A 22451-nucleotide genomic window follows, 5' to 3' on the forward strand; every position below is an offset into this window, starting at 1 on the left:
CCATCAGGAGTTCAGATGAGCTGTTTGACAAAAAAACTTACGGACTTCCCCGAAAGTTTTCAGACTATCATAGATTCCGATATCTATACTTCATTGAATAAATTTACCAGAAGAGAAAATGAGACTTATTTCGACAAGATTTTTATTGGAGGCAAGGAATATCATTTCTCGGTTTTTAAAAGTGGACAATATATCTTCCTGGAATTTGAAGAAGTTTTGATCAACCCCGATAAAAGAATTTCCAATAAATATGATAATTTTTATGCTATAGATAATGAACAGGATCTTTGGAACCATTTACTGGAAACCCTTTCAAAGGTAGTGAACTATGATCGTATGATGGTGTATAAGTTTATGATGGATGGTTCGGGAAAAGTGATTGCCGAAAAGAAAAATGAAGATATGGAAAGTTTTCTGGGGCTTCATTATCCTGAATCGGATATTCCTAAACAAGCAAGGGAGCTTTATTTGAAAAAAAGGAAAAGAATATTCAGTAATATTGATGCTGATAGGATTCCCATTCTAAGCAAAGCAAAAGTAGAAATAGATCTTACATTTGCTGCATCAAGGGCCATGTCTCCTGTGCATGGGCAATACCTCCGGAATCTAGGAGTTTCTTCCAGTTTTAGTGTTTCAATTATTATTGATAATCATCTTTGGGGGCTGGTAACCTGCCAGAACATAAAACCTAAGCATATTGATCTTGAAGACAGGGTGCAGGCAGGGATTTTTACAGCTTTGGCTGCGAATGCTTTTTCATCATTTAAATCTAAAAGTGAGTTAAATTATCGTGTGGAACTCAACGGGAAATTATCCCAACTAAAGACAAATTTCCTAAAGCATAATTACTTATTTGATTCCTTGGTAGAGAATAAGACGGAGATTAAAAATTTACCGGAGGCAAACGGTCTTGCTATTATTTCGGATGAAAATATTGTAACAGAAGGAATAACACCCGCTTCCCCGGTTATTAATACTATTGCCCAATGGGCCTTGGAAAATACGGAAGGTCCTGTTTATGTGAACCGTAGTTTTCTTAAACACCACGGTGAAGAGCTGGACCTGCCCGATAATGCTGCGGGAATTATTATTTATTTTATTGAAAGAGAAAAAAAGGAAATGCTGATCTGGTTCCGTAAAGAATTTGATGAACACATCAACTGGGCGGGAAATCCGGAAAAAAAGGTTGAGGTGTTTTCTCAAAACGGAGAAGACAGGCAGATGATCTCACCAAGAACATCGTTCCATATTTTTACAGAAAATATCAAAGGGCATTCAAAGAGATGGAATTCCAGAAATATTCAGGCAGTACAGGCAGTGAGGGACCTTATTCTGGAAACATCGCACAAGAATTATATTACTATTAAAAGGCTAAATGATGAGCTCAAAAAAGTGAACGAAGAGCTGGATAGTTTTTCTTACACCATTTCTCATGATCTGGGTACTCCGTTAACGGTGATGAAACTTAATGCTCAAATGCTTTTAGGAAATCTTGCCGAAGACTCTGAGAAGAGCAAAAAAAAGATCAATGCAATTATTGAAGAAATCGACAATATGGCAGAGATGATGCAGGATGTTTTACAGCTTAGCCGTGCCAAGCACAGTGAATTGCAGCTCGAAAATCTAAGAACGGCAACTACTATTCAAAAGATTTCTGAAAATGCAAAAATCACCTACGGCAATCCGAAAAGTGAAATTATCATTAAAGAATGTCCGGATGTATTGGCTGATAAAACCATGCTTCATCAGGTATTTTTAAATATTATCAACAATGCTGTAAAATATTCTTCCCACAGGGAACAGCCTAAAGTGGAAATTGAGGGTACTGAAGAAGGGCAGATCATTATCTACAGAATTTCGGATAACGGAATCGGAATTCCGGAAGAGGATAAGCCTAAAATGTTTAAAATCTTCAACAGGATGGATAATGCAAAGAAATTTAAGGGAAATGGAGTAGGGCTTTCTATAGTTCACAGGGTTATGAAAAGGATAGGGGGAAGTGTGGATTATGAAAGTAATAAAGAAGGTACCTCTTTCATTTTAACGTTTAAAAAGCCTTACATTTGAGAAACTTTTAAAACGTTATTATGGTATCAGAATATCTTAAACAAAATACAGCAGATTATCACGATGCTGCGGAGAAACTCTTTAATTCCGAAAAAATTTTTAACAAGACCTTCACGCTGGAAGATTATAAAAAAATCATCCATACCAACTACCTGATGCTTCTTCACAGTGAAGACCAGATATTCAGCAGACTTTCCGGTACATATGCCGAAAAGTTACAGCTTGATGACAGAAAAAAGCTTGCTCTTATTGAAAAAGACCTTGAAAGCCTGTCTTTGAAAAGTCAGTCAGTTTCCCATGATCTTGAATTTAATAATGTACATGAGGCTTTAGGAGCAATGTATGTCATCGAAGGATCTACTTTGGGAGGGAATGTGATTGCTAAACAGCTTTCCAAAACAGAAGGTTTTGATGAAGTTACCTTCAATTTTTTCGGATGTTACGAGGAAAATACCGGCCCTATGTGGAAAAATTTTAAAGAGGTTCTGGATACTGAAGTGACTGAAGAAAACTACAATGAGGTGTTATCAGGAGCCCGAAAACTGTATATGTTTTTGCTGAACGTCAACTAATCTGGTTTAATTCTAATTAAGTTTCTGAAAAATTGCGCATTTTTTCAGGAATTGTTAAATTTGGGGGATTTCAAATTTAAACTTAACTAACAAAAAATAATTTAAAAAGTAACAATATGAAAGTAACTGTAGTAGGTGCAGGCGCTGTAGGAGCAAGCTGTGCAGAATACATCGCAATGAAGAACTTCTGTTCAGAAGTAGTTTTGGTAGACATTAAAGAAGGGTTTGCTGAAGGTAAAGCTATGGATTTGATGCAGACTGCATCGCTTAACGGATTTGATACAAAAATTACAGGAACAACAGGAGATTATAGCAAAACTGCAGGCTCTCATGTGGCGGTAATCACGTCAGGTATTCCAAGAAAACCAGGAATGACAAGAGAAGAGTTGATTGGTATCAACGCAGGTATCGTAAAAGAAGTTACTGAAAACTTAGTGAAACATTCTCCTGAAGTAATCATTATCGTGGTTTCTAACCCAATGGATACTATGGCTTATCTTGTTCACAAAACTTCAGGTCTTCCTAAACACAAAATCATCGGGATGGGAGGTGCATTAGACTCTGCAAGGTTCAAATACAGATTAGCTGAAGCATTAGAAGCTCCAATTTCTGATGTGGACGGAATGGTAATCGCTGCTCACAGTGATACAGGAATGCTTCCATTATTAAGCAAAGCGACAAGAAACGGAGTTCCTGTAACGGAATTCCTTGATGAAGAGCAACAAAAATACGTAATCGAAGAAACTAAAGTAGGAGGGGCTACCCTTACAAAACTATTAGGAACTTCTGCCTGGTATGCGCCGGGTGCTGCAGTTTCTGTAATGGTTCAGGCAATTGCATGCGACCAGAAGAAAATGATTCCTTGTTCTTTGATGCTTGAAGGAGAATATGGTCAAAATGATATTTGTTTAGGGGTTCCTGCAATCATCGGAGCAAACGGAGTAGAGAAAATCATCAACGTAACATTGACTGCTGAAGAACAATTGAAATTTGCTGAAGCTGCTAATGCAGTGAGAGAAGTGAATGGAGATCTTAAATTCTGATTCATCTAATTTTATATAAAAAAACGGTATCCCTTCGATACCGTTTTTTTTATGTTTCGGCGCAGCCAAAGGCTGCGCCGAAACAATTTTTATTATAAAAAGCATACACCAAGAGATCGCACGCTATCTTTTTTATATCCCTTGTAAAGTGTTAAGCAAGCTTTGCAATTTTTTCAAATAATTCAGGATAACTGACAACCAGGCCATCTGCATCAACCAGAATATCAGCTTTAAAATCAGTCTGGAGATTGTCATAGTGATAAGTATCAGGGGCAATTCTTGTATATTGTTGCGATACAGGTTTTATAATATTATTCAGAACATCAATATAAATGACTTTGATTTCCTGTGAACCGTTTACCGGAAGTTTTAAGTTATTGATGGGTAGCGTATTGGTGAAGGGTGTCAATGAAATGTCGATGTAGATAAAGCCTTTTAAATCAGGATTTATACTATTATTGATTTCCCATTCATCCTGTATCTTTTTTCCTTTTAACGTATGTTTTACTGTATTGATTTCAGATTCAATGAGGAAATCCAGAGTATTCCAGTCTTTATCAATAGTAATATGATAATCTATAGTGTAGATTGAATCATGGTAACGGCCTATGATTCTTGAGTTTGCAATATGATTCCCATTTTCTTCCTTCAGTTTGAAATATTCAAGTGACTGGAAGGCAATTCCTTGCCAGATTAATGTTTTCATTGTATTTTAATAGTTAAAAAATTTTTTATTAATAAAATTCTTTGTTTTATGAATTTGCTTAAGGTTTCTGGTTTTCCGTATAAAGTGTTTATACTTTTTTATTTTTAGGAATTTTTTAAAAGAAGTATCACTACCCAGGTTTGGAGAATCAATTGGATAATGTTTATTATTCCGAGAACAGGATTGGTGCTTAAATGGTTTACTAATGTTGGAATTCCGATGAGACCTAAGATAAAAAAAATGATAAACAGATACCTGGCTACTTCATTTCCTTTTCCTATTATATATCCTATTCCGAAAACAAAGGCAGTTATGGCTATAGAAATAACAATAGCCAGACCTGAATTCAATTGTTCCGATGTCCAGATCAGGCTTGCAATTCCTGCAGCTCCCGATAAGTAGATGAGATTGGAGGCTTTCGTATAGTTAGGATGTATTGTTATTGTTTTATTTCCTTCAGTTATAGAAAGTATGGTATTGATGTGTTCCTGCTCGTCATGGGTAAATGATCTTCCTCTGGATTGTAAAATTTCATAAGCATATTGAATGGCTTGTGGAACAAATTTACTGTCTGGCTTTATATATTGTTCAAGCTCCTGATCCGACATTTTTTCTAACACATTTTTTCTGGTATCCATCTGTAAAGATTATTTTTTCCGAAATTACTGAAATTGTATCAAAAAAAATAAGAGAATACTGAGGAAAGTAGTAATTAAAAGAATTTATTTGCCGTCTTTTTTCCTAATTTTATTGATCTAAAACATATTACAAAAGATTAATTGATACTATATTATGAAAAAAATAATTTTCACTTTGTCTCTCATTCCCATCGCATTTCAAGCTCAACAAATTGTTCGTCAGGATCCAGAAATTGTAAAATATGTATCACAAGTTAATACAGATTCACTAAAGGCACATATTAATGCTTTGGTAAGCTTTGGAACCAGGCATACCATGAGTTCTGCCACAGATCCTAAAAGGGGGATCGGAGCCGCAAAAAAATGGGTATTGAAAAAGTTCAGGAATTATTCGAAAAATGCGGAAGGAAGAATGGAAATTTTTATGCAAAGCCAGCTGATCCAGCCTGACGGCAAAAGAATCGATCGTCCTACCGATTTAGGAAATGTTATCGCTATCATTCATGGGACCAATCCCGATGATAAACGGTTGTTTATGATGAGCGGACACCTGGATTCGAGAGTAACCGATGTCATGAATATAAAAGATAATGCCCCCGGTGCCAATGATGACGGCAGCGGAGTAGCCGCCCTTATAGAAAGCGCAAGGATATTGAGTACTTCTAAATTTCCGGCAAGTATTGTATTGGTGGCTTTTTCAGGGGAAGAACAAGGCTTATTAGGATCAAAAATGCTGGCAGAAAAAGCGAAAAATGAAGGCTGGCAATTAGAAGCCCTGCTCAATAATGATATGATTTCAAACAATCTGAGCAGTGAAACAAATCTTATCAATGGATATCAGCTGAGAGTCTTTTCAGAAGGACTACCTCAGTATGAACTGGATACAAAGGCTTCCGAAATCAGAAAATTCGGTTTAGAGAACGACGGAGATTCCAGGCAACTGGCAAGGTACATTAAAGAAGTGGGGGAGCGTTATACAGATAATTTCCAGGTGAAATTGATTTACAGAAATGATCGGTTTCTGAGAGGCGGCGACCATACTCCTTTTGTGGAAAAAGGATTCCCCGCAGTACGGCTGACGGAGTTTAACGAAAACTTCAATCACCAGCACCAGGATATCAGAAAAGAGAATGGCGTTCAGTATGGAGATTTACCGCAATTTATGGATTTTGATTATTTTAAAAAGAATGTCGGGATCAATATTGCCGTTCTGGCCAATCTGGCAAAGTCACCTTCAAAACCTGAAAATGTAAAGATTGAAGCGGATAAACTTACCAACTTTACAACTCTTTCCTGGGAAAAACCTCGATCGGTAGAAGTAGCAGGATATTATGTGCTGATGCGTGAAACAGATGCCTCAATATGGCAGAAAAAAACCTTTACCAAAGAAAATTCCATCAGTTTGCCTTATTCTAAAGATAATTATTTCTTTGCAGTACAAGCGGTAACCATTTCTGGAAATGAAAGCCTGATTGTAGTGCCGAAAGTGAAGTGAATAAAAAAAATGTTATGAAATATCAACAGGGAGTGGCTTTAGCCGCTTCCAATATACATACATTATCCGCGCTATAGCCAAAACTATTCTATATCTAACGTCATGAAAAGCGCTATTTCTTCCGCATTGTCATAAAGCCTTGTATTCACCCCCGTAATATTGAAACCCATCCTTCTGTAAAACTGTATGGCAGGGTAATTGGTGTTTTGGGTTTCGAGTTCTATAACCCGGCAGTTTAATTTCCTGGCTTCTTTCACGGCATTTTTAATCAGCTGTATTCCTACTCCCAGTCTCCTGTATTTTTCGTCAATCAGGATGTTTTCAATATAGAAACTGTTATTCCATGTTCTTTGCTCACAGATGATCCAGCCTATCAGTTCATTATTAATAAAAGCACCAAAAGAATGACCTTTTTCAATGATAAGATTAAGCTCTTCAATATCTTCACTACCGGTTTCCCAGACTTTGGTGTAAGGGAAAGATTTTTCTCTTAATGAAAATTCAAAAGACCCTGCATATTCGATGGAAGAAACTGAATATATCCTGTCTGTTGTATAACCGTTATGTCCCCATGTGAGGCTGGGATTATCGGTCAGTTTCAGTAGTTTTTTTTATATCCATAGAAAAGGTATTATTGATTTTACCAATAGTTTAACAACATTATTGGCATGTTATCTATATCTTGTAAAAAAAACTGTGATGACAGTCATCTTCAGGAAATCTAGGCTCAGGATACTTCTGAATCACAGCTGTAGATTGATAAATTTATATAATAATCAAAATTAAGTAAAATTTCATACTCTAAAACTTTCAAAACCCCTAAATTTGTGGTCAATAAAAATTTACTTGGATGCTTAGGAATATTTCAATTGCGGCAGCTACTTTCTTGTCCGTAATTACAATCAATGCGCAGAAGAACAAAAATTCTCAATTAGAAAGACCTAAATTGGTAGTAGGCCTGGTTGTAGACCAGATGCGTTGGGACTATTTATACCGTTTTTATGGTAAATACGGGAACGACGGTTTCAAAAGACTCTTGAATACAGGATATTCTTTAAATAATGTACACATTCCTTATGTTCCTACCATTACCGCTTTAGGACATACATGTATCTATACGGGATCTGTTCCGGCAATCCACGGTATTGCAGGAAATGACTGGACAGATAAGGAAACAGGTAAAGGGGTATACTGTACTGCTGATGAGAGCGTTCAGCCGGTAGGAACTACCAATACCAAAACCGGAAGCCACTCTCCGAAAAACCTTTGGTCTACAACGGTAACCGATGAGTTGAGGTTGGCAACCAATTTCCAGGGAAAAGTAATCGGGGTTTCCTTGAAAGACCGGGCTTCTATTCTTCCGGCAGGACACACTCCTAACGGGGCTTTCTGGTTTGATGACAGCACCGGAAACTTTATCACCAGTACATGGTATATGAATGATCTGCCTCAGTGGGTAAAATCATTCAACGCTCAGAACTTACCTGAGAAATTAGTTGCAAACGGCTGGAATACCTTGCTTCCGATTAATCAGTATACGGAAAGCGCACCAGACAATTCCCCTTGGGAAGGATTATTGGGAAGTGCGAAAACCCCTACATTCCCTTACAATGATCTAGCCAAAGATTATCAGGCTAAAAAAGATAATATCCGTTATACCCCTTTTGGAAATACATTGACGTTGAAGCTGGCGGAAGCTTCTGTAGAAGGTGAAAAACTGGGTGGAGATGCTATTACTGACTTTTTAGCTATCAACCTGGCTTCAACAGATTATGCCGGGCATAAATTCGGGCCTAATTCAATCGAAGTAGAAGATGTTTATATCAGATTGGATCAGGACCTGGCAGAGTTTTTCAAATACCTGGATTCTAAAGTGGGTAAAGGAGAGTACACCGTTTTCCTTTCTGCTGATCATGGAGGGGCTCATTCTGTAGGATTCCTTAAAGAACATAAAATTCCTACAGGTTTTTTCGGAGAAGGAGCTGAAAAAAATCTAAACCAGAAACTTAAAGATAAATTTGGAGCCGATAAACTGATCAATGCAATTGATAATTATCAGATTTATTTTGACAGGAAAGTTTTGGCAGATTCTAAACTTGAGTTGGATGATGTAAGAAACTTCACTGTTAAGGAACTCGAAAAAGACCCAACTGTTCTATACGCTGTTTCGGTAGACAAGGTTCAGGAATCCAGTATTCCGGAGCCTATCAGGCAGAGAATTATCAACGGGATCAACAGACAGAGAAGTGGGGATATCCAGCTGATTTCCCACGATTCTATGCTTCCTCCATATTCTAAAACCGGAACCACACACAGTGTATGGAATTCTTATGACTCACACATTCCATTGATCTTTATGGGGTGGGGAGTTCAGCATGGAGAAAGTAATAAAGCGTATCATATGACGGATATTGCCCCTACAGTTTCTTCATTGTTAAAAATCCAGTTCCCGAGTGGAAATGTTGGAAATCCTATTACAGAGGTTATGGGAAAATAATCAACTGTATTATCATACGGCAAAAGCAGCTTTCAATACCGGAAGCTGCTTTTTTATTAAAAGACCTTTTTGCAGCAATTCCGGTTTTTGTGCAATACATTTAAAAAGCTATCTTTGCAAAAAATTTTGGTTTCCAGTATATTGGAATGAAAAGGGAATCGGGTGTAACTCCCGGACTGTCCCCGCAACTGTAAATCGCAATAAAAGTTTCTGCTTTGAACCACTGTGTAATAACGGGAAGGTGCAGAAAGCGAAAGTCAGGAGACCTGCCAGAATGATAATCAAAATATAATGCTTTCGGAGGAAAAGTAAAAAGTATGGGTATAAAACGATCTTTAGTACTGCTTTTTTCGTCTTATGGTTGCCTTCTTCTGGCACAGGAAAAAAGTATTGATACTATTTATGTCTTCGACAACCAAATGAACAGGGTGAAGCTTTTTCATCCGGTAAATACCATCTCAGCTGAAGAGGTGGATAGAAATTCTACCAACCTTTCAGAATTATTAAGGTTTCAATCACAGGTTTATATCAAAGAAAACGGACGTGGTGCGGTTTCTTCTCCGGCGTTCAGAGGAACTTCTGCCCAGCAGACTGCTTTTGTATGGAACGGAATCAATATCAATTCTAATTTTCTGGGACAGGGAGATATCAATAATATACCCCTGTTCGGATATGACCAGATTGGTATAAAAGCAGGTGGCGGTAGTGTAGTCTATGGAAGTGGAGCAATCGGAGGGAGTATTCACCTGAATAATATCCTGGATTTTAATAAAGGTTTTCATGGTTCGGTATTTTCAGAAGTAGCATCCTTTAATACCTTTAATAATTTTGTGAAAGGTTCTTACAGCAATGAAAGATTCAGCTTTAAGGCATCCGGAAACTATTCTGTAAGCCAGAACGATTATGAAGTCAGTGATCTGGATTATATCAACAGAAACGGTAATTACTATAATACAACCTTCAATGTAGGTGCGTCCTATAAAATAACGGATGATCACAAGATTTCGTGGCAAAGTCAGTTTTTTGACTCTTCACAGCATTATCCCGTATTTGAAGAAACCGCAACAAAGACAAAATATAAGACCCAAAGCATAAGGAGCCTGATCGCCTGGGACTGGAATGCAATAAAGTTCAGCAACGCCTTCAAAGCAGCCTATACAGAAGAAAACTTTCAGTATTTCGGAGCGTTGGACCTTCCCAAATCCAGTGGTGGTACAGGAAAAAATTATATTTTGAAAAATGATTTTAATTATTTTCTGAATTCAAAATGGAACATTAACCTTATCGGGGAATTTCAGGTGAACAAAGGAGAAGGCTATAAAAGCGGAATTGCTGATGTAAGCAGAAACGTAGGTTCCGTTTCCGGATTATTAAGGTATTTTGCTACAAAGAACCTGCGTTTTGAAGGAGGATTTAAAAAAGATTTTGTGGAAAATGTCACATCTCCGGTCATGTATTCATTTTCAGGGAAATGGAATACCTCTCACTGGTATAATCTGGGACTTAACTTTTCAAAAAATTTCAGGTATCCTTCCTTTAATGATATTTATTATGAGCCGGGAGGTAATAAAGATTTAAGACCGGAAATTTCTACCCAGGTGGATATGAACAATGAGTTTAAAATTGGAAGTTTTAAGCTTAATGTGACGCCTTATTATATGAACATTACGGATCTCATTGTCTGGCTGCCTACTGCCAATGGATATTGGCAGGCCTTTAATGTTAATAAAGCAGAATCTTACGGACTGGAATCCCATCTGTCTTTTTATCAGCAATTTGGTAAGCATAGGATCAAAGCCAACGCAGGCTATTATTATGCAAGATCAATTGATAAGGAAACTCAGAAACAGAGACCTTATATCCCAATGCACAGGGGAATGGCGGGTATTGATTATGAGTATGGTTTCTTCAGATTTTTTGCACAGGGATTAATAAATGGTCTTACCTATACAACCAGTGATGAAGAGCGGAAAACAGCGATTGACCCCTATTTTATTTTAAATGCGGGAATGTCAGCAACGATTTCTAAGAAATATACTTTAGGGTTCAAAGTGAATAATGTTACCGATACTTATTATAAAACGGTTTCTTTTTACCCTTTGCCTAAAAGAAATTACAGTGTGTATGCCGCAATAAATTTTTAAAATTAAAATTGAATATATATGAAACTAACCAGACTTTTAACTGTATTTTTTGCATTTGTACTATTGTTCAACATTTCATGTAGCAGCGATAGTAATGAGATTCCGGTACCTCAGTTAACGTATCAGAACGGATACTTTATTGCCAACGAAGGAAATTTTAACAGCAATGGTGCTAACGTAATGTTTCTTACAAGAGACTTGGCGTTAAAGCAGGATGATATTTATGGTTTTAACAACAAGACCGGGAACAATTCCAATGAAATATTGGGAGATGTTCTTCAAACGATAGCTATTAATGGAAAATACGCTTATCTGGTTGTCAACAATTCAAACAAAATTGTGGTGGTAGACCGTATCACTTTTAAAAAGGTAGCCGTAATCACTGATCAAATCAATAATCCAAGAGGAATTACTTTTGCCAATGGATTTATCTACGTTTCCAATACGAATTTCTCGACAGGAGTATATAGTGTAACGAAATATAAAATCTCTGACTTTTCATTTGTAAGCAAGATGGATTTCACCGAGGTGGCTGATAAAATTGTAGAAGCGGGAGGTAATGTTTTCGTTCAGAATGCTTCATCAGGATATGGAAACAAAATTACCTATATCAATACTTCCAATGATGCTAAAACGGAAATTACCATTCCAAACGGGCAGATTGGTAGAACAGTTTCCTATAATTCTGATGTGTATACGATTTCAGGAACAGCAACAGATTCTTATATCTATAAGATCTCAAGCACAGGAGCTCTTAGCCCGGTGATCACATTAACAGGTATTGCAAACGGGACAAATCTTCAGATTGATAATGGTAAATTCTATTTCAGTTCAGGAAATAAGATTTATACAACAAGCGTAACGGCTCCAACAGTTCCTGCTAATGCGTTTATTACAGTTCAGGATAATGGACCTGCTTATTTTGTATTATATGGTTTTTCAGTTGTTGATGGCAGAATTTTTACCTCAGATGTTAAAGGCTTTAAAGCCAATAGCGAAATGTCAGTATATTCCGCAGCTACAGGAGCTAAAATATCCTCTTTTAACACAGGCGGTTTAGGAGCTAATAGTGCTGTAGTAAATCCATAGCATAAGGTACAATACAGTATAAAAATATAATTTTTTATTTTTTTCATCATTTGTGTTTTTTTCCGGCCGGCTTCGTAGAAGCCGGCCGGCTTTGTTTCTTACTTGGATGAAAGCCTCAATACAACTGCCGGATGTTCTCATCCGGCAGTTGTATATTTCGTTATAATGTTAAAGATTATATGGTCAATCCTAATTTTTCAGCTTCAGCAATCACAAATTTTTGTAGCTTCTTCCTTTTCATTAGGAATTTCTCCTTCAAGAATGGCTTCTTTTACTTTCTCTTTTAAAATACCGATCTCGCGTCCCGGTTTAAGATTAAACATCTCCATAATCTCTTCCCCGGAGATAGGAGGCTGAAAGTTCCTTACCTGGTCTTTTTCCTCAACCTCTCTGATTTTTACTGCTACGTATTCGAAATTCTTTTTAAATTTCTCCTGTTTCTTAGAGTTTTTGGTGGTGATATCTGCTTTGCAAAGAGTAAATAAATCCTCAAGGTTTTCTCCGGCATCAAAAAGCAATCTCCTTAATGCTGAATCTGAAGCGTCATCCGTGATAAGGGCAATAGGGCGGGATGAAAGCTTTACCATTTTCTGGACATATTTCATATCACTTCCCAGTGGCAGTTTCAATCTTTGAAAAAGTGTTTTTACCATTTTTGAGCCCAGAAATTCATGTCCGTGGAATGTCCATCCGGTTCCTTCAACAAATTTCTTTGTGGGAGCTTTCCCTATGTCGTGGAGAAGTGCAGCCCAGCGCAACCAAAGATTGTCTGTATTTTCAGAAATATTATCTACAACTTCCAGAGTGTGGTAAAAATTATCTTTATGGGTTTGCCCTTCCACTTCTTCTACTCCTTTAAGGTCTATCAGTTCAGGAATAATCAGTTTTAAAAGACCGGTTTGTTCCATCAGCTTTAATCCTGCAGAAGGTTTTTCAGACAACATGATTTTATTGAATTCAACCATGATTCTTTCCATGGAGACAATTTTGATTCTTTCTGCTTCCTGCCGAATGGCCTGTAGTGACTTTTCTTCAATATTAAAATGTAAGGTCGAAGCAAAACGAACGGCTCTCATCATCCTCAAAGGATCATCAGAATAAGTCTGTGCAGGTTCCAAAGGTGTTCTCAGGATTTCTTTTTCCAGGTCTTCAACACCATTGAACGGATCAATTAATTCGCCGAAATTATCCTTATTCAGAGAAATAGCCATCGCATTAATGGTGAAGTCTCTTCTTTTCTGGTCATCTTCCAGTGTTCCGCCTTCTACCTCCGGTTTCCTGCTATTTTCAGTATAACTTTCTTTTCTTGCCCCTACAAATTCAAGATCAAGTTCCTTGTATTTGATCATAGCCGTTCCATAGGTTTTGAATACGGAAACTTTTAACTTGGGATCAATATCATGGGCAACAGCCTGGGCCAGTTCAATACCGTTTTGCTCGGTTACAAAATCAATATCCGTAGAAGCTTTTCTTTTCATCAGAAGATCCCGTACGTAGCCTCCAACAATATATACAGACTGGTTATTCCTGTCTGCAGCCTCAGAAATTATTTTGAAAAGTTTTAAATTTTTGTTTTGATTAAGATTAATTTTCATCGTTAGTAATAGCGTCAATTTCTATCTTGCTGCTCATTTAATCGTAATGGGCATACATTCTGTTAATTTTACCTTCTTCATTAAAAAACATAACTTCAACAGCATGTTTATCCATAATAGATTTATAAAATAATGCAACTGAACCTACTCCTGCTGTTGATTGTATCAATTCGAAATGGAGATCCGGAAATTTATCCAAAGCTTTCTGCCAGTAATCACGAACAGTATTTTTTCCCTTTAATGAACTTTCTTTACCTCCCGTTGCCATCGCAATCATAGGAGTTGTAATTTCAATATCATCAGAATAGTGAGAGAGGATACTTTCCAAATCATGAGAATTCCAGACAGAAATCCACTCACGGGCAAAATCTTGATGGTTCATAACATCTGTTTTATAGTTGAAGTTTTGCAAAGATAGAACTAAAAAAAAGAAATCCTGCCGATATGAACTGACAAGACCTCAAAAATGCAAGAATCAATGTAGAATTTTTATTCCCGAAGAACTTTAATCCTGTTATCACTCCATATTTTAATCACCGAAGAGCCTGAATACTTTGAAACTTTATCCCTGTCTTCTTCTACGGCATAGTCAACAAGTTTAATCATTTCAGGGGAAATGTCAGAAAATCGTAACGGACTTTTTTCACCGCTGAAATTAGCTGATGTTGAAACCAAAGGCTTATTCAGTTTGGTTATCAGTTTTTTGCAGAAATCATTCTTTACCAGACGGATTCCGATACTGCCGTCTTCTGCAAGTAATTCTTTAGGAAGGCCTCTCGGATTTTCGTAAACAATAGTTACCGGTTTTTCACTAAGGTCAATAATCTCCCACGCCATTTCAGGGACATCCACCAAATCCTGAAGCCTCTTCTCAGACTCCACCAAAATGATCATGGATTTGTTTTTTTCACGTTTTTTTAATGTCAAAGATTTTTATTGACAGCCTCTGTATTGGTAGCATCACAGCCAATTCCCCAGATGGTATCTGTAGGGTAAAGAATAGTTCCGCCGGATTTTAATATCTCGATAATATGTTCCATAATTGTATTGGTTCAAACGAATGGATAAAGGTAGAGAATCTGTGTTTTTCAGGCAAAAAATTAAGATATAAATGTCGGTGTTTTTAAGTTTTGGCTAAAGCCAATGGATGGTTATTTAAATGAAAAGCGGACTAAAGCCCGCTTCTATTGATAGTTAATATTGTTGGTGTAGATACATAAAAAAATAAATGAATAATTGTGTTATTCGTATCAATAGAAATGGGCTTTAGCCCATTAAATAAAAATCATATATGCATTTGGCTTTAGCCAAAACTTATTATATTTTGAAATTGTATTTTTCAATAAATTCCTTGTATTCGTCCATAAAACTTTTCCTTTGATGATGTTTTTCCTGATTTTTAATATAATTCCTCACGGAACCTATCATCGACTCTGAAACAGAAACAGCAAAATATTCATCCTGCCAAGAAAATTTTCCTCTTGTCAATTGATTTTTATTGATCCAATAAGAAGATTCACCTTTTAATAACTGTACAACTTTTTCTATATTTTGATCAGACCTTAAAGAAATCAAACAATGACAATGATCTGAGTAACCATTAATCATATCCAGAAAAATTCCTTTTTCCGTAGCATATTCCTTAATGTGTTTCCAAACTTTTATTCTTAAGTTAGAAGTAGAAAGTAGTGATTCTCTGTTTTTCGTTGAGAAAACAAGATGGATATAAATTTTGATAAAAGACATTTGTGTTGTTTTTATCAAAAATAACAACTTTTAAGTTTTGGCTGAAGCCAATGGATGGTTAATTTAATGAAAAGCGGGCTAAAGCCCGCTCCTAATAATGTTTAATATATTGATTTATATCAAGAATAATGAATAATTGTGTTATCATAACAATAGAAATGGCCTTTAGCCAAAACTTATTTTGATTCTCACATCCATCCCAATTTTGATAAATATCTTTCCTCAATAATATTCAGGTGGTGATAATTGTGGCCTATAATCAACTTTGCAATGGTTTCTACGGAAATTTCATGACCATTGGCAATACCCGTATTTTGTAAAGCAGAAGGGTGAAGGGTTTCCAGGAGAATCCGAGAGGATTTTCTTACAAGCTTATATTCTTCCAGCAAAGATTCTAAAGTTCTTTCATCAGCAAAAGAATGGTTTGCATATTCATTTTCATCAAATCCCGGCAGATTGTTTTTGTCACCTCTTGCAAAGGCTAATATTCTGTACTGAAATACCCTTTCCGTATCTGATAGATGTAGCAACAGTCCTTTAAGGGTCCATTTCCCTTCAGCATAAGCGAATCTGGATTGTTCTTCAGTAAGGTTGGAGTAAATTCCTACTGTTTTTTCTTCTGAAATTTTTAATTCAGCTAGCCAATCTCCGGATGGAATCTGGTCTAAATATCTTTGGATATATTTTTGAAAATCTGTCATGTTGTTTTAGGGGGTAAGTTAAAAATACAAGGGAAATTTGCGCTTATGAATTGCTCCACTCGTAAAAATTTACAGAATCATAAAGTTCAAAGCCACAAGCCGGATATAGTTGGTTTCCGACCTCATTGCTTTTAGCTGTTTCCAGTAAAATACCGCAGGCTTTGGATGATCTGCACAATTCTTTAGATTCGTTAATTAGTTCTTTAGAATAGCCTTTGCCTCTATAATTCTCATTGACATACAAGTCATTGAGCAGCCAGTAACGCTGCATTCTGGTAGATGAAAATATAGGGTATAACTGTACAAAACCTGTCAGCTTTCCATTTTCTTCCGCAACAAAAATTTCGGAATCTTTATTTTCAATTCTTTCCCGGATAAAATTCTCTGCAGCAGGGATATCAGATGGCTTATGGTAAAAAACTCTGTATTGGTCGAAGAGTTTTGCGAGTTCCGGCAAATCGGAAAGGATTGCCTTCCTTGTATTTTTCATGTAATTGGTGGTATGATAAAAGAGAAGGGATATTTTATTAATCCCCCTCTCATTATTTTTGTTTTTTAAGAAAAAGCTTTTTTCTAAATCTGCAATAAGATCTTCAGCGTCTTCAATACCTACACTTAAACGAACCAAATCATCAGTAATACCAAGCTCGGCACGTTTTTCAGCAGGGATGGAAGCGTGAGTCATTAAAGCAGGGTGATTGGCTAAGGATTCCACACCTCCTAAAGATTCAGCTAAAGTAAATACTCTTACCTTTTCTAAGAATTTAATAGCATCTTCTTTTTTTCCGGATTTGAAAGTGAAAGATACCATTCCTCCGGACTCCTTCATCTGGGATTTCGCCAATTCATATTGAGGGTGAGATTCTAATCCGGGATAGATTACTTTATCTACTGCAGGGTGGGTTTCAAGATATTGGGCTACTGCAAGGCCATTGTCGGAATGTCTTTGCATTCTTAATGCCAATGTTTTGATTCCTCTCAGTACAAGATAAGAATCATGAGGTCCTAAAATACCGCCACTTGCAAACTGTATAAAGTGAAGTTTTTCTCCCAGTTCAGCATCTTTAGCAATTAATGCACCTGCAATAACGTCAGAATGTCCTCCTAAATATTTTGTCGCAGAATGCATCACAATATCAGCGCCCAGATCAATAGGCCTTTGAATATAAGGTGTTGCAAAAGTATTATCCACTGCCACTAAAATATCTTTTCCTTTAGCAACCTCTACTACGGCTTTGATATCTACAAGTTTCATCAATGGATTCGTAGGGGTTTCTACCCAGATCAGTTTGGTTTTATCTGTGATTACCTCGGCAATTTTGGAAGCATCATCAAAATTAACAAACGTAAATTTCAGCTGATACTTTTCAAAAAGGCGGGTAAACATTCTGTATGTTCCTCCGTAAAGGTCATCTACAGCAATCACTTCATCACCGGGATTTAATAATTTCAAAACACAGTCAATAGCGGCAAGACCAGACCCGAAAGCTAATCCTCTGGCTCCGTTTTCAATGCTTGCCAGGGAATCTTCCAACGCCTGTCTTGTAGGGTTGGCAGCTCTTGAATATTCGTATCCGGAATGTACTCCCGGGCTTTTTTGTGCAAATGTAGAGGTCAAAAATACAGGAACATTTACAGAACCTGTTGCAGACTCATGATGCTGCCCTCCGTGAATTACTTTGGTATTAAAGTTCATAATATTTTATAATTTTTCAATGTAAGAATGTACCAAGTTACCAATATTTCAGGATTGTTACATCGGTAAATTGATACCCCGTTACATTTTTATTTTATTGCTGATTTTACCGCAAACTCTTCTGCAATTTCTTCCATCCACTGTGCCACATCTTCTTCACCGGTAGCTCTCTGATAGGTGTTTCCTAAAGAAATTAAGATCTGGTGAATAAACATTTTCATTTGATCTACAGGCATTTCCTTTGTCCAAAGGTCAATTCTTAAGGCTTCCATTGCTTTATCATCCCATACAGAGATCATCGTTGCTTTTGTTTCTTCCTTTTCAATTCCCCCGTCCTGTGCATTCCAGGTAATATTTTCAGGAATGTGATTTTCATCCAGCTCTACATCTATCGTAATCTGAGTTTTTCTCATATCAATCTAAAATTTTCCGCAAAGTTAATACTTCTTAAGCTTATCTAAAATTTCTGTGAAGTTATCTTTGTCAGGAAGTGGAGTATTAAAGTTGGAAATTTTGATCTCAGTGCTCACCATAACACAATTGGAATAGACTGAATTGCACAGTGTGTATAACTGTATTATCGTCCCGTAGTCTGAATTACAGGATTTTGGAATTTTTTGTTTCCGGATCATTAAGTATATTTGGATGGAATGTTATCCGGACTGATTGATATGATTGAATATTACTATAATGACGATATTGATTACTCCTGGTGTCGTTTATGGAACCTTTCAGAATGGAAAGCTGTAGATTGAAAATAGTAATGGTAAGGATTTTTTGTTTCGCAGGCTCAGAAATCTCAAAAATCTCTTCGCCAGGCTTTGCTAATGATATTAAAAGAAGAAGACCTTTGTAAAGTACAAAGGCCTTCTGGTATGAGATTTATTATTTTGCTATAGTGGGTTTATATCCGGACTGGTTAAAGATAGTTGTTGCATCCATTTTCAGGAAGTCCGTCAATTTTGTTTCCGGTTTTTCTTTCAGGTAAGCTTTACAAATCTGCCATCCGGTAAAAATTCCGATCTGTGGTGAAGATTCATTATCAATTTCGGTATAAAACTTAGAGAACGGTCCCGGAGTAATAAAGCGTTCACCTAATCTCGGGTCATCTCCGAAAATAAGATTGTTTTCTACAAAATAGTTCCAGATATTAGCTTCATTGGATTTTGCCCATTCATATTGCTTCTGGGTGTAATTCATCTTTAGATAATCAGGAAAATCCGGTAAAAAAGCATCCTGGAGAATCATTACTTTCCCGTTCAGTATCATCTGATCAAGAAATTTTTGGTGATCAGCCGATTCTGTGACAATGTTTTCAGCAAAAATCTGAGAAACCTTGGGTACAATATTCTGAGGATTCATAGATTTTTGAAAATACAGTTCCAGCCCTTTGTAATAGGAATTTCCATCTCCCATAAATCCAGATACGTCAATAAACAAAAGATTGCCCTTCTGATCATAAAAAACGGGATCCTGAGCCATCTGTAAAGCTGATGAAAACAGATAAACTTTAGGATTTTTAAACTGAGGAAAATAATACTGGATGTGAGAAAATAATCCCTGCAGCTCTTTTTGCAGCTTGGTCTGATCTATTTTTCCAATGGCTTCTCTATAAATTTTGATTTCGTCTGCATCCGCCCTTCTTTTTTCAAAATCTGTATCTGAAACTGTTCCCTGGAACCATGGGAACCGGGCTTTAAACTGATCCAAAGGTACTTCAGTATTGTAAAACTCTTTGGATATATCAGTTATCTGAACTTTTTCAGGAGAATTTTTTATTTCTACCTTCCATTGGTTTTCAGGTTCTTTTTTACAGGAAGACAGTCCTAAAACTAAAATAGAATAAAGCGTAACAAATCTAAAAATCTTCATTATTTTTACATGGAAATTAAACACACAAAAATAAGGATTAAAACCACAATCCATGATGAAAATTAAAATATTTGCCGGGCTTTTTTTTTATTTCAGCTTTTTCTTCCGGTTACGGGCAAAAGCTTGATTTTAAAGATAAAAACTTTGAAAAGGCTGTTCTTGAAAATTTTGATGTGAATAAAAACGGAGTACTTGAGCAGGTGGAAGCCGGAATGGTTACGAATTTATTTCTCGTTCAGAAAGGAATTGCATCTGCGGATGACCTTCACTTTTTCAGGAATGTTAAAATGATTGTGCTGGATGAGAATACGATTTCTGATATAGCGGTAGAAAATCTGGAAAAACTGGAATTGTTTTCGTGTACAGGCTGTAAAATAACCTCATTCAAGGCAGGAAATTTAAAAAATCTGGCATCACTGTATCTGGACAACAACCTTTTGCAGGGAATTTCATTGAAAGAAACTCCAAGAATTGATCAATTAACATTATCTTTAAATCAGCTAAAGACGATTGATGTGTCTCAGCTTAAAAACTTAAGAAAATTAAATATTGAACATAATAGTATCCGGAAAATCGATATCTCCGGAAATCCTGCCCTGCAAACCCTGAATGTAGGAGGGAATAAAATGAAGGAAACAGACATCAGAAAAGGAATGAAAACAGATGTCACGATTTTTGGAACAGGAGAATGAGAAGTATCATGAAGATAGAAACTAAAAGACTTATTTTAAGGGAGCTCGAAGAACCCGATTTTGAACGGATGTTTCTCATGGATTCCGATCCTGAAGTGATGAAATATCTTGGTAAACCCGTAACGAGCGTTGAAGAATCAAAAGAAGCCATCAGGATGATCAGGAAACAATATGTAAAAAACGGAGTTGGAAGATTAGCGGTCATTGAAAAAGAAAGCGGGCTGATGATAGGGTGGAGTGGATTAAAATTATTAAAACAGCCTGTTAACGGGTATGTTAATACTTTAGATCTCGGGTATCGGTTTATACCTGAGTTCTGGGGTAAAGGCTACGCAATGGAAACAGCAATAGCATCCCTTGATTATGGATTTAACGAATTGGAGGCAGATACTATTTATGCCTATGCTGATTCAGAAAATACAGGATCTGATTATATTTTAACAAAATTAGGCTTTGAAAATACTGGAGAATTTGAAGATGCCGGTGTAAAGTGTTTCTGGTATGAATTAAAACGTGAAAAATTTTTAACTAATGATTACAATACGACAGGAAGAAAAAAAAGATGAGCAGCAAGTTTTTCAACTTATAGAAGAAGCTTTCAGAAATATTGAACATACCGATCATCAGGAACATTTTCTTGTTGAAAAATTAAGAAACTCTGAAGCTTTTATCCCGCAATTGTCATTGGTGGCAGAAGATGAAAACGGAGAAATTGCCGGCCATATTTTATTTACAAAAATTAAAATTGAAAACGGTACATCATCCTTTGAATCACTGGCTCTAGCCCCTGTTTCCGTAAAACCGGATTTCCAAAATCAGGGAGTTGGAGGAAAATTAATTGTTCATGGCCATCAGATAGCCAGAGAATTAGGGTATACATCAGTAATTCTTATCGGACATGAAAATTATTATCCGCGGTTTGGTTACGAAAAAACAAGTAATTTTGGGATTTCTTTTTCATTTGAAATTCCGGAAGAAAACGGGATGGCAATAGAATTGGTAAAAGACGGGTTGAAAAATGTAAAAGGTGTAGTAAAATACCCTAAAGAATTTGGAATAGATTAAAAAAATAAACAATAATGCAGACACAAAAAGTTATAGATCATATAGTGGCATGGCTAAAGGACTATGCAACAAAGGCCAAAGTAAACGGATATGTAATAGGTGTTTCAGGAGGAGTCGATTCCGGTGTGGTTTCTACCTTAGCAGCCATGACAGGTTTAAAAACATTACTGATCGAAATGCCGATCCGCCAGAAAGCAGATCAGGTAGATCGTGCAAAGGATCATATGAACGACCTGAAGGCAAGATTCTCCAATGTAGAAATGATGTCTGTAGATCTGACACCGGCTTTTGAAGAACTCTATAAAACTTTTGATGTGAAAGATGATGTATATCCAAATGAGAAACTGGCTTTTGCCAATACCAGATCCCGTTTGAGAATGCTGACCCTTTATTATTATGGACAATTAAACGGGCTTTTAGTGTGTGGAACAGGCAATAAAGTAGAAGATTTCGGCATTGGTTTTTATACCAAATATGGAGACGGCGGGGTAGATGTTTCTCCAATTGCAGACCTGTATAAAACTGAAGTATATACTCTTGCCAAAGGCTTGAATCTGATTAAAAGCATCCAGGAAGCCATCCCTACAGACGGGCTGTGGGATGTGGACAGAACAGACGAACAACAGATTGGGGCATCCTATCCGGAGTTGGAAAAAATTCAAAAAGAATACGGAACTAAAGCTGCTGAAGATTATGAAGGCAGAGACAAAGAAGTCTTTTTAATCTTCGACAGAATGCATAAAGCAGCAAAGCATAAAATGGAGCCTATTCCGGTTTGTGATATTCCGGAAGAATGGAGAGATTAGGATAAACAGATCAATGTACAGTTTACA

Annotated in this window: 20 protein-coding genes, 3 pseudogenes and 1 riboswitch; of the genes and pseudogenes, 11 read left to right on the plus strand and 12 right to left on the minus strand. The window is 36.6% G+C overall.

The genetic code is table 11. The features are described 5' to 3' along the window. The first annotated feature begins 24 nt into the window (after window positions 1-24). The 3 genes from HX13_RS04215 (at window position 25) to HX13_RS04225 (ending at window position 3682) form a co-directional block, all read left to right on the plus strand. Entirely contained in the window at window positions 25-2067 is a 2043-nt protein-coding gene (locus HX13_RS04215) for an ATP-binding protein (RefSeq protein WP_238555023.1), read from the plus strand. Window positions 2068-2087: 20 nt separating this feature from the next. Beyond that, on the plus strand, window positions 2088-2639 hold the full coding sequence (locus HX13_RS04220) for a biliverdin-producing heme oxygenase (RefSeq protein WP_050020024.1): 552 nt from the start codon (window positions 2088-2090) through the stop codon (window positions 2637-2639). A 116-nt stretch (window positions 2640-2755) separates the two neighbouring features. Continuing rightward, window positions 2756-3682, plus strand: coding sequence for a malate dehydrogenase (locus HX13_RS04225; protein WP_050020025.1), 927 nt, complete (start codon window positions 2756-2758; stop codon window positions 3680-3682). Window positions 3683-3833: 151 nt separating this feature from the next. Here the strand turns inward: HX13_RS04225 and HX13_RS04230 are convergent, their stop codons facing one another. Beyond that, a complete protein-coding gene (locus tag HX13_RS04230) occupies window positions 3834-4388 on the minus strand; it encodes a putative glycolipid-binding domain-containing protein (protein WP_050020026.1) in 555 nt (184 codons plus the stop codon). 104 nt (window positions 4389-4492) lie between these two features. Then, a complete protein-coding gene (locus HX13_RS04235) occupies window positions 4493-5026 on the minus strand; it encodes a hypothetical protein (RefSeq protein WP_050020027.1) in 534 nt (177 codons plus the stop codon). 154 nt (window positions 5027-5180) lie between these two features. Between HX13_RS04235 and HX13_RS04240 the strand changes: the two genes are divergently transcribed. Continuing rightward, entirely contained in the window at window positions 5181-6521 is a 1341-nt protein-coding gene (locus HX13_RS04240) for a M28 family metallopeptidase (protein WP_050020028.1), read from the plus strand. Window positions 6522-6604: 83 nt separating this feature from the next. Here HX13_RS04240 and HX13_RS23370 read toward each other — a convergent pair whose 3' ends face one another. Then, window positions 6605-7123, minus strand: coding sequence for a GNAT family N-acetyltransferase (locus HX13_RS23370; RefSeq protein WP_050020029.1), 519 nt, complete (start codon window positions 7121-7123; stop codon window positions 6605-6607). 248 nt (window positions 7124-7371) lie between these two features. On the opposite strand from HX13_RS23370, the gene pafA reads away from it, so the two are divergent. From pafA to HX13_RS04265, 3 genes are all read left to right on the plus strand, one after another. Next, the gene (gene pafA, locus HX13_RS04250; RefSeq protein ID WP_050020030.1) at window positions 7372-9018 is read left to right on the plus strand and encodes an alkaline phosphatase PafA; all 1647 of its coding nucleotides are present in this window, start codon (window positions 7372-7374) and stop codon (window positions 9016-9018) included. A 110-nt stretch (window positions 9019-9128) separates the two neighbouring features. Next, a riboswitch (cobalamin riboswitch) is annotated at window positions 9129-9307 on the plus strand. A gap of 28 nt (window positions 9308-9335) precedes the next feature. Next, window positions 9336-11162, plus strand: a complete 1827-nt coding sequence (locus HX13_RS04260; RefSeq protein WP_050020032.1) for a TonB-dependent receptor plug domain-containing protein — start codon at window positions 9336-9338, stop codon at window positions 11160-11162. A gap of 18 nt (window positions 11163-11180) precedes the next feature. Continuing rightward, a complete protein-coding gene (locus HX13_RS04265; RefSeq protein ID WP_050020033.1) occupies window positions 11181-12251 on the plus strand; it encodes a DUF5074 domain-containing protein in 1071 nt (356 codons plus the stop codon). Between the two features lie 175 nt (window positions 12252-12426). On the opposite strand, the pseudogene HX13_RS04270 reads toward HX13_RS04265, so the two are convergent. From HX13_RS04270 to HX13_RS04305, 9 genes and pseudogenes are all read right to left on the minus strand, one after another. Beyond that, window positions 12427-13846 (minus strand): annotated as a pseudogene (locus tag HX13_RS04270) (CCA tRNA nucleotidyltransferase). A gap of 37 nt (window positions 13847-13883) precedes the next feature. Further along, the gene (locus HX13_RS04275; protein ID WP_050020034.1) at window positions 13884-14228 is read right to left on the minus strand and encodes a nuclear transport factor 2 family protein; all 345 of its coding nucleotides are present in this window, start codon (window positions 14226-14228) and stop codon (window positions 13884-13886) included. Between the two features lie 107 nt (window positions 14229-14335). Then, a pseudogene (locus tag HX13_RS04280) lies at window positions 14336-14886 on the minus strand (L-threonylcarbamoyladenylate synthase). Window positions 14887-15163: 277 nt separating this feature from the next. Then, entirely contained in the window at window positions 15164-15592 is a 429-nt protein-coding gene (tnpA, locus tag HX13_RS04285; protein WP_050020035.1) for an IS200/IS605 family transposase, read from the minus strand. A gap of 188 nt (window positions 15593-15780) precedes the next feature. After that, window positions 15781-16293, minus strand: a complete 513-nt coding sequence (locus HX13_RS04290) for a DinB family protein (RefSeq protein WP_050020036.1) — start codon at window positions 16291-16293, stop codon at window positions 15781-15783. Between the two features lie 43 nt (window positions 16294-16336). After that, a complete protein-coding gene (locus tag HX13_RS23375) occupies window positions 16337-16783 on the minus strand; it encodes a GNAT family N-acetyltransferase (RefSeq protein ID WP_238555119.1) in 447 nt (148 codons plus the stop codon). 72 nt (window positions 16784-16855) lie between these two features. After that, a pseudogene (locus HX13_RS04295) lies at window positions 16856-17989 on the minus strand (cystathionine gamma-synthase); the annotation flags it as partial. Between the two features lie 89 nt (window positions 17990-18078). Next, window positions 18079-18402 (minus strand): gliding motility protein GldC, encoded by a 324-nt coding sequence (gene gldC / locus HX13_RS04300; protein ID WP_050020037.1) that lies wholly within the window; start codon window positions 18400-18402, stop codon window positions 18079-18081. A gap of 472 nt (window positions 18403-18874) precedes the next feature. Further along, window positions 18875-19861 (minus strand): gliding motility protein GldB, encoded by a 987-nt coding sequence (locus HX13_RS04305; RefSeq protein ID WP_082129249.1) that lies wholly within the window; start codon window positions 19859-19861, stop codon window positions 18875-18877. A 71-nt stretch (window positions 19862-19932) separates the two neighbouring features. On the opposite strand from HX13_RS04305, the gene HX13_RS04310 reads away from it, so the two are divergent. From HX13_RS04310 to nadE, 4 genes are read left to right on the plus strand one after another with little or no spacing between them, the layout of a single operon-like run. Next, window positions 19933-20553: a leucine-rich repeat domain-containing protein gene (locus tag HX13_RS04310; RefSeq protein WP_238555024.1), complete on the plus strand. Its 621-nt coding sequence runs from the start codon at window positions 19933-19935 to the stop codon at window positions 20551-20553. A gap of 8 nt (window positions 20554-20561) precedes the next feature. Next, window positions 20562-21119, plus strand: a complete 558-nt coding sequence (locus HX13_RS04315) for a GNAT family N-acetyltransferase (protein WP_050020458.1) — start codon at window positions 20562-20564, stop codon at window positions 21117-21119. Beyond that, on the plus strand, window positions 21085-21618 hold the full coding sequence (locus HX13_RS04320) for a GNAT family N-acetyltransferase (protein ID WP_050020038.1): 534 nt from the start codon (window positions 21085-21087) through the stop codon (window positions 21616-21618). Before HX13_RS04315 ends, HX13_RS04320 begins: the two co-directional genes overlap by 35 nt. A gap of 14 nt (window positions 21619-21632) precedes the next feature. Next, window positions 21633-22424, plus strand: a complete 792-nt coding sequence (nadE, locus tag HX13_RS04325) for an NAD(+) synthase (protein WP_050020040.1) — start codon at window positions 21633-21635, stop codon at window positions 22422-22424. Window positions 22425-22451 lie beyond the last annotated feature (27 nt).

Origin of the sequence: Chryseobacterium sp. P1-3 (assembly GCF_000738495.1) — a bacterium.
Classification (GTDB): Bacteria; Bacteroidota; Bacteroidia; order Flavobacteriales; family Weeksellaceae; genus Chryseobacterium; species Chryseobacterium gallinarum.